Source organism: Thermostichus sp. MS-CIW-26, from assembly GCF_054059115.1.
The window spans coordinates 37463-50814 of sequence record NZ_JBSSBV010000022.1 but is presented as its reverse complement, the minus strand read 5'-3'; the positions used below and the strand labels follow the sequence as shown (position 1 = coordinate 50814).

Genomic DNA, 13352 nt, shown 5'->3' with positions numbered 1-13352 from the left:
GGATACCGCCATTCTGTTTGGAAACAAACAGAATGCTATCGCTGCATAGTTGAACAGTGATGTTCAGCAGTGTTCAGCGTAAATGTATCAGATACGCTGAGACTTCACAAGACCCACAGCTTTTGGGAAAGCAAGATGGGGACGCTGGCCTAGCCGTCATGGGCGGGATCCGTATGAATTAGTACCCAACCGGATAGAAAAGAGGGGCTTTTTCGGTCGCGTGAGCGGCGCGGAGCGCTCTTTCTGGCAAAGCCGTTGCCTGGTGGGCTGGATCCGGCTCAACTTGGCCGGAAGAGGCAATCGGCACCTCAATCATCCGATCCGGTACCAGCGGCACCATTTCGGAGCGGTCGGCAATTTCCCGCAGAGAATTGGCGATGGATTCCTGAGTCAGCAGAAACTGTCGTTCGTTGCGCTGCATCTGCTGCCACACCTGGTAACGCTGGCTCCACCGGCTTTGGGTATGCACAGTCCAACTGTAAAGGCTTAACACTGAAACCCCAGAGAGGATAGCCATCCCTGTGGAGATCTGCTTCCACCAAGCTAGGTGTTCTGCCCAAGCCGAATGTCGGCTGCGAGGATGGGCTGATTTCAACTTCAAATCCAAAGGCTGGGTGCGGCTGGCCTGAACTGTACCGGAGAGGGGTCGGCTCAGAGCAGAAGGCTGTCTGTGGCGACGAGGGCTTTTGGGACGATCAAGACCTGCGTTCAAAGGCTGGCTAACCATAGGGCTTAACCTCACACACACCAAGGGATCCGACGGTGCAGGACTGCCGGTTCCGCTTCACCCTAGTTCCCCGCATCCCCCAATAGCAACCCCCTTCTCCCGATTCCTGGTCTCGGCGGGCTAGCCGTCCGCTTCACAGTAGCCGATCTCTTGAGATTGGGAGAACTGACTGGTGCTACATCTGACTGCTGCGGGCAGCCACTCGCAGTTTGGCAGAGCGGGCCCGTGGATTGCGTTGCCGTTCCAGTTCGGAAGGGGACAAGGGCTTGGGGGTGAGCACCTGCCAACGGGGATCCCTGCGGAAGGCCCATTTCACCAAGCGATCTTCAAGGCTATGGAAGCTGATTACGGCCAACCTGCCGCCGGGTTTCAACCAAGTGGGGGCTTGGGCCAGCAAGGTTTCTAAAGCCTCCAGTTCTCGGTTCACGGCAATGCGCAACGCCTGAAAGACCCGAGTGGCCGGGTGAATGCGGCCTCGCCGAGCTGCCGGAGGTACTGCCTGCCAAACCACCTGGGCCAACTGGGTAGTTGTGGCGAGGGGACGAGCCTGCTCGATGTGATGGGCAATGCGGCGGGCAAATCGCTCTTCGCCGTAACGGGTGAAAATCTCGATCAACTCTTCGACCGGGCGATGATTAACCCAATCGGCGGCAGTTTCCTGAGCGGCACTGGGATCCATGCGCATATCCAGCGGCCCCTCTCCGCGAAAGCTAAATCCCCGCTCAGGACAGTCCAGTTGCGGAGAACTCACCCCCAAGTCGGCCACGATGCCATCGAAGGGGATCCCCTGCCCCTGCTCATCCCGAAAGCCGTGCTGCTGCAGATCGAAATCGGCAAAATTGAGGTGCCACAGTTGGATGCGGCTGCCGGGGATCCCTTCTGCTGCAAAACGCGCTTGCGCCGCCTGTAGAACCGCCGGATCCCGATCCAACCCCACCACTCGGGCAGCTCCCCCCCGCAGCAGCGCCAAGCTGTGCCCACCCCCTCCCAACGTCACATCCAGAAAAGTGCCGCCCCCCTGGGGTTGCAGGTAGGCCATCACCTCCTCGGTCAAAACGGAATCGTGTTGATACGCCTCGCCAAGCACGGTCTGCGGGGGTTCTATTTCTGCTGCTACAAAGTTCAGTATCTGCAAAAAAAAGGCCGAGGCCAGGCCCCGACCGAGGAATCCATGTTGTTAAGGTGATCCTCTGGGAAAAGAGGGGTGGCCGTCAAAAGACAGGCTGTCTTGGGATCCCTGGCAAAATCTCTGGGGCGCGAGTCCCGCTCTGAGTATGATGAGACTGCTGCCGCTTTTGCCCAGTCTGCCGTCAGGGTTGCTGTGTTGACTCACTCTTCTGCTACTGATATCTTGACCCTCTCGCCGGCCAAGGGCCTGCGCGGCCAAGTCAGCATCCCCGGCGACAAGTCCATTTCCCACCGCGCCCTGATGCTGGGATCCCTGGCCGAAGGAGAAACCACCATCCAAGGGCTGTTGCTGGGAGAGGATCCCCGCAGTACGGCAGCCTGTTTTCGGGCGCTGGGGGCAGATATTTCGGAGCTCAACAGCGAGTGTGTTCGCATTCGGGGAGTTGGCCTGGGCCAGCTGCAAGAACCGGCAGACGTGTTGGATGCAGGTAACTCCGGCACCACCTTGCGCCTGATGCTGGGGATCCTGGCTGGCCAGGCCGGGCGCTTTTTTGCCGTCACCGGCGATCGCTCCCTGCGCTCGCGGCCCATGGGGCGGGTGGTAGAACCGCTGCGGCAGATGGGGGCCAGCATTTGGGGACGGGCCGGTGGGACGTTGGCACCTTTGGCCGTACAAGGGGGATCCCTCAAGGGCATTCACTACCGCTCCCCGGTGGCTTCAGCGCAGGTAAAATCCTGCCTCTTGCTGGCGGGCCTGCTGGCGGAAGGCACCACCCAAGTCACCGAGCCGGCTCTCTCTCGGGACCACTCGGAACGGATGTTGCGGGCCTTCGGAGCCGACATTCACGTGGATCCAGAGGCGAAAACCGTGGCCGTGGTGGGCGGATCCCGCCTGGTGGGCCAAAAAGTTCAGGTGCCGGGAGATATCAGCTCGGCAGCCTTTTGGCTGGTGGCCGCCTCCATTGTGCCCGAGAGCGAATTGCTGCTAAGGGATGTGGGCCTCAACCCCACCCGTACCGGTGCGCTGCAGGTGTTGCAGGAGATGGGGGCCGATATTCAAATTGAAAACTGCCGGGAAATGGCCGGCGAGCCCCTGGGAGATCTGCGGGTGCGTTCGGCCCGCTTGCGCGGCTGCACCATCGCCGGCGATCTCATCCCCACCCTGATCGACGAGATCCCGGTTTTGGCGGTGGCGGCGGCCTTTGCCGAGGGGATCACCGTGATTCGCGATGCCGCAGAGCTGCGGGTCAAAGAAAGCGACCGTCTGGCTGCCATAGCCCAAGAGCTGAGCCGCATGGGAGCCCAGGTCACTGAATATCCTGATGGCCTGGAAATCAAGGGAGGGATCCCTCTTCACGGGGCCGAGGTCGACAGCCACGAGGATCACCGCATCGCCATGAGCCTGATGGTGGCAGCTCTAGGAGCGCAGGGATCCACCCTCCTCAGGGGAGCCGACTGTGCCCGCATCTCCTACCCCGACTTCATTCCCACCCTGCAACGATTGACTGCTTCCCCCCTGGAGTCTTGAGAGGGCCCATCTTTAACTTTGCCGCCTCTGCTCCTATGTCGACCTGCCCCAGCCCGCCCGGCCCTATCGCCATCGAACATCTCTGCTTCCGGGTTCCTCCCGGTGGGCAAGCAGCCTTTCTTGAGCAAGACGAGCGGGTTTGGGGATCCGCCCTGCGCCGGCATCCGGGTTTTCTGGGCAAAGAAGTTTGGCTGGATCAAGAGGATCCCGAACTTGTCCACCTCATCCTCCGCTGGGCCAGCCGTGCTGACTGGAAGGCCTTTCCCTCCGAGCAAGTGGAGGCATTGGATCGGCAAATGCGGCCTTTTTATGTGCGCTTGGAACAGGCCAAAGAATACCAGCTCTGGCAGCCCGGCCCTTCTGCAGGGACAGGAAAGCAGGATTAAGGGATCCCTTCAGTCTCAAAACCTACCTCAGAGCCCACCGAGTCAGCCCTGGGGGATCCTGCCACCCGCTCCTGCTCCACCAGCTCCCGCAAACTGGGCATGGTCACGGCCAAAGCTCCTTCTCGCCGCTGCAGCCCCGCTTCAAAACTCTCAGGGGTGACAATGCCGCCGGAAATGAGCATCTTAAAAGCGTCTTCCACCGGCATGAACACTTCCACCACCTGGTCTTCCGGCACAATGGCGTACCAGCCCGTCGTTGGATTGGGGGTGGTGGGCACAAACAGGCCAAGGGAGCGCTGCGGCCCATCGGGCCGAATGGGAGTTTGAATGGTGCCCGTCACAAAGGCCAGCGCCCAAGCTCCTGGTCGGGGATATTCCACCAGCACCACCCGCCGAAAGCGCTGATTGTTGGGGGCAAACAAAACACTGACCAATTGCTTCAAGGTCTTGTACACCAGCCCCGCCACCGGAATCGCATGGAGCAACTGTTCGCTGAGATTGAGCAGCCACTGGCCGACAATGTTGCGGGCCATGAAGCCAATCAACAGGATGAGCACAATCGGCGTCAACAGGCCCACCGCCAGATCGATGAGGTTGATCAAGATCGGGTGCAAACCCTGGATGGGATTGAACTGCTTCGGAATGCTGGTCAGAAAGCCAATGCTCCAGGTGGCCACCTCCACCGTCAGCCAAATGGTAGTTGCCAGAGGGATCACCACCAGCAACCCCGCCACGAAGTAGTTCTTAAGATGCTGTTTCCATTGTGAAACCATGGTGAGGTCGTCCCGTCGAGTCAACCGAGTGGATGCATCGAACCCTTGCAAGTGGAGCTTGCAGATGGCAATCATGATACCTGCCTTCTGCGTTGCCCTCATGGGGGGCAGCCGCAACTTGCCGGCAAAAGAAATCGGGCTGCCAAAAAGCGCAGAGCCCCAAACTTTCATCAGGCCGATAATGCTATCTTAGGTCGATATAAAATTTTGTAAAGGCAGGGATCCCGTCCCGAGGCGTTGTGGCCAAGCCCCTGGATGGTTTGTGTTTCTGCTGGGTGTTGCGTGGGAGGCCCTATGTCAGAGTCGGATTGGCTAGAGCATACCTGTCAGGTGGAGGTGCCTGTTCCCATTGAGCAGGTATGGGATTTGTGGGCCAACCTCACCCTCATGCCCCGTTGGATGAAGTGGATCCGCTCGGTGGAATTGCTGGATCAGGAGCTGTCCCGGTGGACACTGGATACCCGCGGCCTCACCTTCAGTTGGATCTCCCGCACCCACACGGTGGTGAAACACCAACACATCGGCTGGAGTTCGGTGGAGGGGCTGCCCAACCGGGGCGCGCTGCGCTTTTACGACCGCAAAGGCAGTACCATTGTGAAGCTGTCGGTGGCCTACAAGCTCCCGGGGATCCTCGGCAAAATCTTGGATGGCCTGTTTGTGGGCAAAGTGGTGGAGAGCACCATCCAGGCAGATCTGGAGCGCTTCAAAGCCTATGCCCTAGAGCAGGCGGGGCCAGCCGCCGACAATGCCTCGGTCAGCTAGTCTCCGTTCGTCAGGCCCAAGTGTTTCGCCGACCTTCCCCATTGTCAACCCTCGCCACTGCAAAGGCCGCTTCATGTCAGATCCCTCTCCTGAGCCTGTCATTGCCCTCTCTCGTCAGCCGGTGGACAACCGCAACATTCGCTTCTCTCTGGAGCGGGGCGAGCTGGATCTGGATCAACTTCTCCTGCTGTTGAACCGCAATGCCTTTTGGGCGCAGAATCGCCAGCGGCAGGAGATGGAGCGGGCCGTTGCCCACAGCCATCCGGTGGTCAGCGCCTGGGATGGGGAGCGCCTGATTGGCTTTGGCCGCGCCACTTCCGATGGGGTTTACCGAGCCGTCCTCTGGGATATCGTGGTTGATCACGATTACCGACGTCAGGGCATTGGCCGCAAGTTGGTGGAAACCCTGATCAGCCATCCCCACCTGCAGTCGGTGGAGCGCATCTACCTGTTCACAACCCATCAGCGTGGCTTTTACGAGCGAATCGGCTTTGTGGAAAATCCCAGCACCACCTTGGTTTTACACGGGCGCCCTCTGGAGTTTTTAGTCCCGGCTGCCGAGCAGGAGCAGGCTTGACCGACAGGGATCCTGGGTGAGTGTATCTTGAACAACAGTGGGTTGGCTCTGCCTTGGGAGGAGGACGCGCTAGCCTGAAAAGCAAAAAGGGTGAGAGGGTGTACTCATGGCCAATCGCCTCGCCACAAGTTCCAGCCTTTACTTGCGCAAGCACGCCGAGAACCCGGTGGACTGGTGGCCTTGGATCCCAGAAGCTCTGGAGAAAGCCCGGGCCGAGGATAGGCCGATTTTTCTGTCCATCGGCTATTCCAGTTGCCACTGGTGTACGGTCATGGAGGGCGAGGCCTTCTCCAACCCTGAAATTGCCGCCTTTTTGAATGCCCATTTTTTGCCCATCAAGGTGGATCGCGAGGAGCGGCCGGATCTCGACAGCATCTACATGCAGGCGTTGCAGCTCATGAGCGGGCAGGGGGGGTGGCCCCTCAATGTTTTCCTCACGCCCGATGACCTGGTGCCCTTTTACGCCGGCACCTATTTTCCTGTAGAGCCCCGCTTTGGCCGCCCGGGGTTTCTGGCCTTGCTGCAGCGCATCCTGCAGTTTTACCGGCAGGAAAAGGAAAAAATAGAGGAGATGAAAGGCCAGATTTTGACGGCTCTGACCACCCTCAGCGACCTGGTGCCGGAAGACCACATTCCCGCCGACCTGCTGCGCTCTGGGATCCCCAAGATCCAGCCTTTGCTCTCCAATGCCGGGGCGGTGCAGCAATTTCCCATGATGCCCTACGCTCAGTTGGTATTGCGTTCGGCCCGCTTCGACCCACCAGAAGGGATCCCCGGCTCGCAGAGCGCTCTGGAACGGGCCAAAGAGCGAGGCATGGCCTTGGTGCTGGGAGGGATCTTCGACCATGTGGCCGGAGGATTTCACCGCTACACCGTGGATCCCACCTGGACGGTGCCCCACTTTGAAAAGATGCTCTACGACAACGGGCAGATCCTAGAGTTTCTCTCCGATCTGTGGGCGCACGGTATCCAAGATCCGGCCATTGAGCGGGCGGTGCGGCTGACGGTGGAGTGGGTGGCGCGAGAGATGACCGCCCCTGCCGGGTATTTCTACGCCGCTCAAGATGCCGACAGCTTTGCCCGGGCAGAAGATCGAGAGCCAGAGGAGGGAGAGTTCTACGTCTGGCGCTGGCAGGAGCTGCAGGAGCTCTTGGAGGAAGAAACCTTCCGCGCCTTGCAGCAGGCGTTTGACCTATCGCCGGGGGGCAACTTCCCCGATCGGCCCGGCTGCATCGTCTTGCAGCGCCAACAGGGAGGAGCGTTGCCGCCAGAAGTTGAAGCCGCCTTGACCACCCATCTGTTTCAGGCACGCTATGGCTCTGCGGATCGACGAGTTCCCTTCCCTCCGGCAGTGGATGCCCAATCGGCCCGTCTGCAATCCTGGCCAGGGCGAATCCCACCTGTCACCGACACCAAGATGATCGTCTCTTGGAACGCCTTGATGATCTCCGGCCTGGCGCGGGCCTATCAAGTGTTCGGCAACGCAGACTATCTGCAATTCGCTCTGCGGGCTGCCCAATTCATCCTCAGCCAGCAGCGCCACCCTGAGACCGGATCCCTGTTGCGCCTGAACTACGATGGCACAGCTCAGGTGCCCGCCAAATCGGAAGATTACGCCCTGCTGATCAAGGCCCTGTTGGACTTGCAGCAAGCCTGCCTGCCCCTGGTGGGGGATCCCACCCCTCAAGACTGGTTGCAGGCTGCCCTCCAGCTCCAGCAGGAGATGGATGCGCAACTGTGGGATCCGGCCAGGGGGGGATACTTTGTCAGCGATGCCCAGAGTGCCCCTGAGCTGTTGGTGCGAGAGAAGGAGTTCCAGGACAACGCTACCCCTGCAGCCAATGGGGTGGCCATTGCCAACCTGGTGCGCCTTGCCGCCCTCACTGGAGATCTGGACTACCTGGAGCGGGCAGAGCAGGCCTTGAAAACCTTTGCCCACATCATGAGCACCCAGCCGCGCACCTGCCCCAGCCTTTTTGCCGGACTGGATTGGTATAGCAATTGGGTGAAAGTCACCCTGGAGGCCGATTCCATTCCCGCCTTTCAGCAACGATCTTGGCCCACCACCGTCTTTGCTCTCCCCACCGAGACCGAACCTCTGCCGGAAGGAGCTCTGGGGCTGGTGTGCTGGGGCAACAAATGCCTGGCCCCTGCCAGTTCTCTCGAGCAAATCCAGTCCCAAATCACCAAAGGCCAAAACCGGGCTTACTGACCTTTGCCCAACTTTTGCTCAGGGCAGCAGGGATCCCTTTGCCAAGGTTACTGCTGGGGCTCCGCAGGCTTTTCCACCCCAAAAAACTCAATGCGGTAACTTTGGATGCGGGTGCCCGTTTGTTGCTCCACTTGGGCCAGCAGTTCAGGCGGCAGCTCCACGTCCACATCCAAGATGCGGTTGCTATCCAGACAGTTCACGTGGCTGTGGGGATGGGTGCGGTTGCCGTAGCGGCGCCCATCGGCACGATCCAAGCACTCGACAATGTTGTGGCTGGCCAAAGCTTCCAGGTTTTGATAAACGGACGTGTGGCCAATCAGTTTGCCCTGCTGATTTAGGCGATCGTAAATCTCGCGGGCGGAGAGGTGCTCGCCACACTGCCACAGCAGCTCCAGGATATAACGGCGCTGTCGGCTCAAACGCAGATTGCACTCCCGGCACCGTTCCAAAGCAGCTTCCAAAGAATCCAAGGGGCGAGGCATGGAAAACCTCAAGTCATACCGAGTCTGAGATAGGTAGTTGCTCATCTCTACCAAGGTAGCATTTGTGCGTCAACAGTTGTTCAAAAAACACCCCGAACTCTACAAGAGCTGCCGCGCATAGCCATCTTCGAGCCGAGTCCAGGCCGTGCGCAGATGGAAGAGCCCAACATCAGCCTTTTGATTTTCTACAATACCGCTGGAGTGTTGGGGGCAAAGATCATGCAGCGGCGCAAGGTAATTCTGGGTTTGTTGGGGTTGGCCAGCAGCAGTGGATTGGCAGGAGCCTATTGGGCCAGTCGGCAGCAGCCCTCTCATCTAGCCCCAGGGATGGGATCCCCTAGAGCCGCTCTCCCCTCTCCTACCCCCCAGCCCACCCCCACCGTCGTCCCCCATCCAGATGCCCCCCATGGCCTCTACATCCCCCCCCGCCGAGATCTGCGCCTCTTGGTCATCAGTGACATGAACGGCATCTACGGCTCGGTGGAATACGACCCAGAGGTGGATCGGGGCATCGGCCTCATCCCCTATCTTCAGCCGGATATTGTTTTGGGAGGAGGAGATATGGTGGCCGGGCAGGATCCCCGCCTGTCGGAGGAGCGCATTCGCGCCATGTGGGCAGCCTTCGACCGGCATGTGGCTGGCCCAATCCGTGCGGCCAAACTTCCCTACGGCTTTACCTTGGGCAATCACGATGCTTCCTGTGCCCGCACCACGCGGGGCGGCTTTCTCTTTCAAAAAGAACGGGATCTGGCCCGCGAGTTTTGGAACGATCCGGCCCACGACCCAGGTTTGAACTTTGTGGATCGGGGGGACTTTCCCTTCTACTACACCTTTGAAAAAGACGATGTGTTTTACCTAGTCTGGGATGCCACCTGCAATTACATCCCGCCCGAACAAATGGCCTGGGCGGAAGCGGCTCTGGCCAGCGAACGGGCTCAGAAGGCCAAGTTGCGCATTGTCATCGGCCATCTGCCCCTCTACGCCATCACTGTCGGGCGCGACGATCCGGGAGAAGTGCTGCTGGAGGCGGATGCCAAACGGGCTCTGCTGGAGAAGTACCGCGTCCACACCTACATCAGCGGCCACGACCACGGCTACTACCCTGGCCACAAAGGGCAACTGCAACTGCTTCACTGCGGCATTCTCGGCTCTGGCCCTCGTCCCCTCTTGGGCAGCCCTCTGCCCCCCCGCAAGACCCTCACCCTTATCGACGTGGATTTCGAGAGCCCAGATGTTACCTATTACACTACCTATCACATGCGGGATCTGAGCGTGATCGACCAAGCAGAGCTGCCCCGTTTCATCACTGGGCACAATGGCTTGGTGCTGCGCCGCGACGTCAATTGGGACAACCTCACCCCCCAAGAAATCGCCACCTGCCAAGCTCGTATTGGATCCCTGTGTCGGGATTAACGTCTCCGTCTTGGCAAAAGATTGATGAGCCGTTTGTAGATGCTGATACATTTACGCTGAACACTGCTGAACATCACTGTTCAACTATGCAGCGATAGCATTCTGTTTGTTTCCAAACAGAATGGCGGTATCCCGCAAAGCTTTGAGTAGAATACCCAAAGCGCAGTTTCCGTGTCGTCTTACTACCAATTTTCTGCTTTGCTTTGGCTACCATGTTGGCAGACTCGAAAGTAAACAGAAAGATCAACTGGTAGTAATCCGTACTGAACATATTATACATTATTTTCAGTATAGTTGAGCTTATTATTGACTAGAGTCATGCTCTCGCGAGGGTTCTGCACACTTCGCGAGCAGCCCAGGCTTTTCAACAGATGATTCAAAGCAGCTTTTTCCAGCAACACCAGCCATAGCCGGTGCAACTGTGTCTCTCGCATAACGGATCCCAGTGATTGATTTCAGCGAAACTGTAGAGAGCTTGTGAAGGCAGCAACAAGAAACGTTAAAGAGAACACAAAGTTGGCAACGGAATGTTGGCAGTGTTATCTTCAAGCGCGGTTGACCTACCGTCGCTGAGCCGGTTGACTGTTGCGCCTTTTCCCTGCCGTCCAACTGATCGACAACTGGAGCGCAAAACTCCTGCTACCCTGGTTGAATGATGGTTTCGTTCCTGGTTGAGGTAGAGGGGAATTTGACAGATGAGCAGGTGCGGGAGGGATTCCACGCCCTCTCTGACCCGATTCGCCTGCGCGTGCTGCAACTGCTGCAGGGGCGTGAGTTGTGTGTTTGTGATCTCTGCGAGGAGCTGAAGGTGAGCCAATCCAAGCTCTCGTTTCACCTAAAAACCCTGCGGGATGCGAAATTGGTCAATGCTCGCCAGCAGGGGCGCTGGATTTACTACAGCCTCAACCCACCCGGTTTTCAGCTCCTGCAGCATTTTTTGGATAGATTGGGGCAAGCTGGCCCTGTCAAGGCCGCAGTTCCCTGTGTGGAAGACCTCTAAGGCGAGCAGGGATCCCAAAATGTCCCTAGAAAAACTGTCGGATCCCGCCCTTGTACATTCCGAAGACGGGCTTGCTGCAACACAAGAAATTACAGATGTGAATGGTGTTCCCTGCTGGCAACCCCAGGGATCCCGGCGGGTCAACTCGGAGAAAATGAGGATCCCATCTCCTAAAATCCATCAAAGTTCCCTGACACCAGCTCCCCTGTTGCTTAGTTAGGATTGATACAAGAGAGGTGGGAACAACATGATACGTGAACAGCGAGAAGAGTTGGAACGCATCCACCGAGCACACCTGTGGAATCGCCTCAAGGAGCGGGTGAAACGCGCCCAGTTGAATCCGTCTCTGCTGGCTTTGCTGGCACGAGAGGCTTTTGAGTTGGGCTTCCCCCTTCCCTCTTTATCTGACCAACCCCAGGTCAATTCCCCTGCTGAGCAGCCCCAAGATGGAAGTCATCATCGCCGCACAAGGCCTCCGGCCCGCTGGCGCGAACGGTGAGTCCACCCTCTCTTCTGGCCGAGAAAGCGGGCAGCCACGATCATAGGAGAATTTCTCTCCAGAGACTCTCAAAGCAGCTAGTCTAGGCAATGATTTTGAATAAAATCAGAGCCCATGATGAACACCACCGAAGCCCTTGAGATTCTCAACCTTCCGCCCGATGCAACCGAGCGGCAGATCCGGGGGCGACTGTTTCAGGAATACCAAACCCTCAGTACTGCCCTCGCAGAACTGGAGGACGAGCGACAAAGACCCTTGCTAGAGGCGCAACTGGCGCGGCTGAATGAGGCGCGGGATGTGTTGCTCAGCGGGGGATCCCAGGCTGAGAAGGGTTTGTCTTGGGTCAGCCCAGAGGACTTGCCCCCCCAGGTGATTGTGCTGCTTTACCAAGCCAATGGGCAGGAGGGAATCTGCACGCGCCAGGTTGGGGGTCAAGATATCGTCATTGCTTTCGAGAGCTCGTTTGCGGCAAGAAAATATGCGCAGCGGTTGGCTCAACAGGGACTGCCCAAGCCCGTGGCAGAACGCTTTGACACGCAGGAGATCGTCGATTTTTGCCGCAGCGGAGGGTATGGGTTGATGGTGGTTCCGGCCAGCGAAACGCTGGAGCCCCTACAAGAAAGCACGGAAGCTGCCCGTGATTGGCAGGGCAGGTCTTGATGCCGTTTGGCCTCGATCCACTTGCGTTAAGGGTGCCCTCGATGATTAGTGTGGAACCGATCTCTGTGGACGAGTTTCGCCAGCTCATGGCCGCCGATCTGGACGCTTGCTGCGAGGCCTTTGATCTGCGGGCAGAGTACCTGCGTTTGCAGCAACAGCGGCTACGCTCCTGGGGCATGCTGGCCTTTGGTTTGATAGCAATAGCCTTGGTCATCTTCTTGGGGATGCGGGATCCCGGCTCTTGGGTGTCCTATACCGCGGCTGCCGGGATCCTACTGCTGCTCCTGTTGGGGATCCTGAGAGTCAGCCTGCGCTTGGGAAAAAGCCTGCATCGCATCCGGCAGCGTTGGCAGGAGGCCCACCTGCTCAACAGCACCCCTGAGATGATGAAGTTTGCCACCGATCTGGCCCGCAAGGTAAAAGACTACAACCACTGGGTCAACGAGCTCCAACAATCCCTGCAGGGGGGGCAGCATTGGCGGGATTTTCGGCAACTCAGTGAGGCTGAGCAAAAGTACATCCAATCGCTGTTTTTACAAGTGCGGGCCCAACTGGTGATGGCCCTACAGGTGTGCCGAGCTTTGATCGAGGATCCACAAGCCTCTGTGGCTCAGTATCTCAACCAAATGGTTGCCCGGGATCAGCAACTGTTGGAGCAATTTACCGCCAAAAACTTGACTGGCAACCGCTACGCAACCCTGGCTCGTGAGCTGTCCGGCCTGGAGGCAGATCTACAAGCTCAGCTCAGAACCTTGGGCTCTCGATGATACCCTGTTGGAGGTGTCCAGCAGCGTACTCATGGGCAGTAGAGGCACTCGAAAATTGTACGGCCTGTTGCTTGCCGGCGGACTGGGCTTGCTGGGATGCGGGGATCCGAATGTACCCCTGACCCAACCGCCCCCCGATGCTTTTCGGGTTAGCACCCCACGGCCACCGCGCCTAGATCTGTACCCCACCCCACCACCCACGCCAACTCCTACGCCGACACCACCCCCCAGCTTGCTGGAGCTCACAGCCCGTTGGTTGGGGATCCCTTGGCCGCCCCAAGAGACCAGCCTGGTGAGATTGAGCGCCCGTTTCCTGGAGATCCCACTACCTCCCAAGCCCCGCCGCTCCGCCAGCCCCTCACCTCAGCCTTCCCCCAGTTCGGAAAGAGAAGAGAGAAAGCAGCAAGGCCGCGAAACCTAGTCCGCACCCCTGACCTC

Annotated in this window: 15 protein-coding genes; 11 read left to right on the top strand and 4 right to left on the bottom strand. The window is 58.6% G+C overall.

Translation table 11 applies throughout. The features are described from left to right. Positions 1-178: 178 nt before the first annotated feature. The gene (locus ACVWZU_RS08900; RefSeq protein ID WP_457444438.1) at positions 179-727 is read right to left on the bottom strand and encodes a hypothetical protein; all 549 of its coding nucleotides are present in this window, start codon (positions 725-727) and stop codon (positions 179-181) included. A gap of 175 nt (positions 728-902) precedes the next feature. Then, complete coding sequence (gene rsmH / locus ACVWZU_RS08895; protein WP_457444446.1) at positions 903-1832, bottom strand: 16S rRNA (cytosine(1402)-N(4))-methyltransferase RsmH; 930 nt, start codon at positions 1830-1832, stop codon at positions 903-905. A 216-nt stretch (positions 1833-2048) separates the two neighbouring features. Between rsmH and aroA the strand changes: the two genes are divergently transcribed. Together aroA and ACVWZU_RS08885 are read left to right on the top strand one after the other, a co-directional pair. Next, complete coding sequence (gene aroA, locus ACVWZU_RS08890) at positions 2049-3383, top strand: 3-phosphoshikimate 1-carboxyvinyltransferase (protein WP_457444444.1); 1335 nt, start codon at positions 2049-2051, stop codon at positions 3381-3383. A 35-nt stretch (positions 3384-3418) separates the two neighbouring features. Continuing rightward, on the top strand, positions 3419-3769 hold the full coding sequence (locus ACVWZU_RS08885) for a TIGR03792 family protein (protein ID WP_011432948.1): 351 nt from the start codon (positions 3419-3421) through the stop codon (positions 3767-3769). On the opposite strand, the gene ACVWZU_RS08880 is transcribed toward ACVWZU_RS08885, so the two are convergent. Beyond that, positions 3766-4542, bottom strand: coding sequence for a DUF502 domain-containing protein (locus tag ACVWZU_RS08880; RefSeq protein ID WP_238376947.1), 777 nt, complete (start codon positions 4540-4542; stop codon positions 3766-3768). The genes ACVWZU_RS08885 and ACVWZU_RS08880 overlap by 4 nt on opposite strands. Before the next feature lie 294 nt (positions 4543-4836). Here ACVWZU_RS08880 and ACVWZU_RS08875 point away from each other — a divergent pair, with 294 nt between their 5' ends. The 3 genes from ACVWZU_RS08875 (at position 4837) to ACVWZU_RS08865 (ending at position 8093) form a co-directional block, all read left to right on the top strand. Then, complete coding sequence (locus tag ACVWZU_RS08875; protein ID WP_457444436.1) at positions 4837-5304, top strand: SRPBCC family protein; 468 nt, start codon at positions 4837-4839, stop codon at positions 5302-5304. 73 nt (positions 5305-5377) lie between these two features. Next, the gene (locus tag ACVWZU_RS08870) at positions 5378-5881 is read left to right on the top strand and encodes a GNAT family N-acetyltransferase (RefSeq protein ID WP_414413899.1); all 504 of its coding nucleotides are present in this window, start codon (positions 5378-5380) and stop codon (positions 5879-5881) included. Positions 5882-5987: 106 nt separating this feature from the next. Then, positions 5988-8093, top strand: coding sequence for a thioredoxin domain-containing protein (locus ACVWZU_RS08865; protein ID WP_457444434.1), 2106 nt, complete (start codon positions 5988-5990; stop codon positions 8091-8093). A gap of 47 nt (positions 8094-8140) precedes the next feature. On the opposite strand, the gene ACVWZU_RS08860 is transcribed toward ACVWZU_RS08865, so the two are convergent. Then, positions 8141-8575 carry a Fur family transcriptional regulator gene (locus ACVWZU_RS08860; protein WP_457444432.1) on the bottom strand — a complete coding sequence of 145 codons (435 nt, stop codon included), beginning with the start codon at positions 8573-8575 and terminating at the stop codon, positions 8141-8143. A gap of 219 nt (positions 8576-8794) precedes the next feature. Here ACVWZU_RS08860 and ACVWZU_RS08855 point away from each other — a divergent pair, with 219 nt between their 5' ends. The 6 genes from ACVWZU_RS08855 (at position 8795) to ACVWZU_RS08830 (ending at position 13335) form a co-directional block, all read left to right on the top strand. After that, complete coding sequence (locus ACVWZU_RS08855; RefSeq protein WP_041437268.1) at positions 8795-9988, top strand: metallophosphoesterase; 1194 nt, start codon at positions 8795-8797, stop codon at positions 9986-9988. A gap of 655 nt (positions 9989-10643) precedes the next feature. Beyond that, positions 10644-10988, top strand: coding sequence for an ArsR/SmtB family transcription factor (locus ACVWZU_RS08850; protein ID WP_414330075.1), 345 nt, complete (start codon positions 10644-10646; stop codon positions 10986-10988). A 247-nt stretch (positions 10989-11235) separates the two neighbouring features. After that, on the top strand, positions 11236-11487 hold the full coding sequence (locus ACVWZU_RS08845) for a hypothetical protein (protein ID WP_414330072.1): 252 nt from the start codon (positions 11236-11238) through the stop codon (positions 11485-11487). Between the two features lie 114 nt (positions 11488-11601). Next, a complete protein-coding gene (locus ACVWZU_RS08840) occupies positions 11602-12147 on the top strand; it encodes a DUF3110 domain-containing protein (RefSeq protein ID WP_414399571.1) in 546 nt (181 codons plus the stop codon). Between the two features lie 41 nt (positions 12148-12188). Continuing rightward, entirely contained in the window at positions 12189-12914 is a 726-nt protein-coding gene (locus ACVWZU_RS08835; RefSeq protein WP_414408960.1) for a hypothetical protein, read from the top strand. A gap of 31 nt (positions 12915-12945) precedes the next feature. Further along, the gene (locus ACVWZU_RS08830; protein ID WP_414357066.1) at positions 12946-13335 is read left to right on the top strand and encodes a hypothetical protein; all 390 of its coding nucleotides are present in this window, start codon (positions 12946-12948) and stop codon (positions 13333-13335) included. The last annotated feature ends 17 nt before the right edge of the window (positions 13336-13352 follow it).

Excerpts from the sequence above, each read along its gene's own strand:
- ACVWZU_RS08900 (WP_457444438.1), bottom strand. The coding sequence starts at position 727 with ATGGTTAGCCAGCCTTTGAACGCAGGTCTTGATCGTCCCAAAAGCCCT.
- ACVWZU_RS08865 (WP_457444434.1), top strand. The coding sequence starts at position 5,988 with ATGGCCAATCGCCTCGCCACAAGTTCCAGCCTTTACTTGCGCAAGCAC.
- ACVWZU_RS08860 (WP_457444432.1), bottom strand. The coding sequence starts at position 8,575 with ATGCCTCGCCCCTTGGATTCTTTGGAAGCTGCTTTGGAACGGTGCCGG.
- ACVWZU_RS08880 (WP_238376947.1), bottom strand. The coding sequence starts at position 4,542 with ATGGTTTCACAATGGAAACAGCATCTTAAGAACTACTTCGTGGCGGGG.
- ACVWZU_RS08885 (WP_011432948.1), top strand. The coding sequence starts at position 3,419 with ATGTCGACCTGCCCCAGCCCGCCCGGCCCTATCGCCATCGAACATCTC.
- ACVWZU_RS08845 (WP_414330072.1), top strand. The coding sequence starts at position 11,236 with ATGATACGTGAACAGCGAGAAGAGTTGGAACGCATCCACCGAGCACAC.
- ACVWZU_RS08875 (WP_457444436.1), top strand. The coding sequence starts at position 4,837 with ATGTCAGAGTCGGATTGGCTAGAGCATACCTGTCAGGTGGAGGTGCCT.
- ACVWZU_RS08850 (WP_414330075.1), top strand. The coding sequence starts at position 10,644 with ATGGTTTCGTTCCTGGTTGAGGTAGAGGGGAATTTGACAGATGAGCAG.
- ACVWZU_RS08835 (WP_414408960.1), top strand. The coding sequence starts at position 12,189 with ATGATTAGTGTGGAACCGATCTCTGTGGACGAGTTTCGCCAGCTCATG.
- ACVWZU_RS08840 (WP_414399571.1), top strand. The coding sequence starts at position 11,602 with ATGATGAACACCACCGAAGCCCTTGAGATTCTCAACCTTCCGCCCGAT.
- ACVWZU_RS08855 (WP_041437268.1), top strand. The coding sequence starts at position 8,795 with ATGCAGCGGCGCAAGGTAATTCTGGGTTTGTTGGGGTTGGCCAGCAGC.
- ACVWZU_RS08830 (WP_414357066.1), top strand. The coding sequence starts at position 12,946 with ATGGGCAGTAGAGGCACTCGAAAATTGTACGGCCTGTTGCTTGCCGGC.
- ACVWZU_RS08870 (WP_414413899.1), top strand. The coding sequence starts at position 5,378 with ATGTCAGATCCCTCTCCTGAGCCTGTCATTGCCCTCTCTCGTCAGCCG.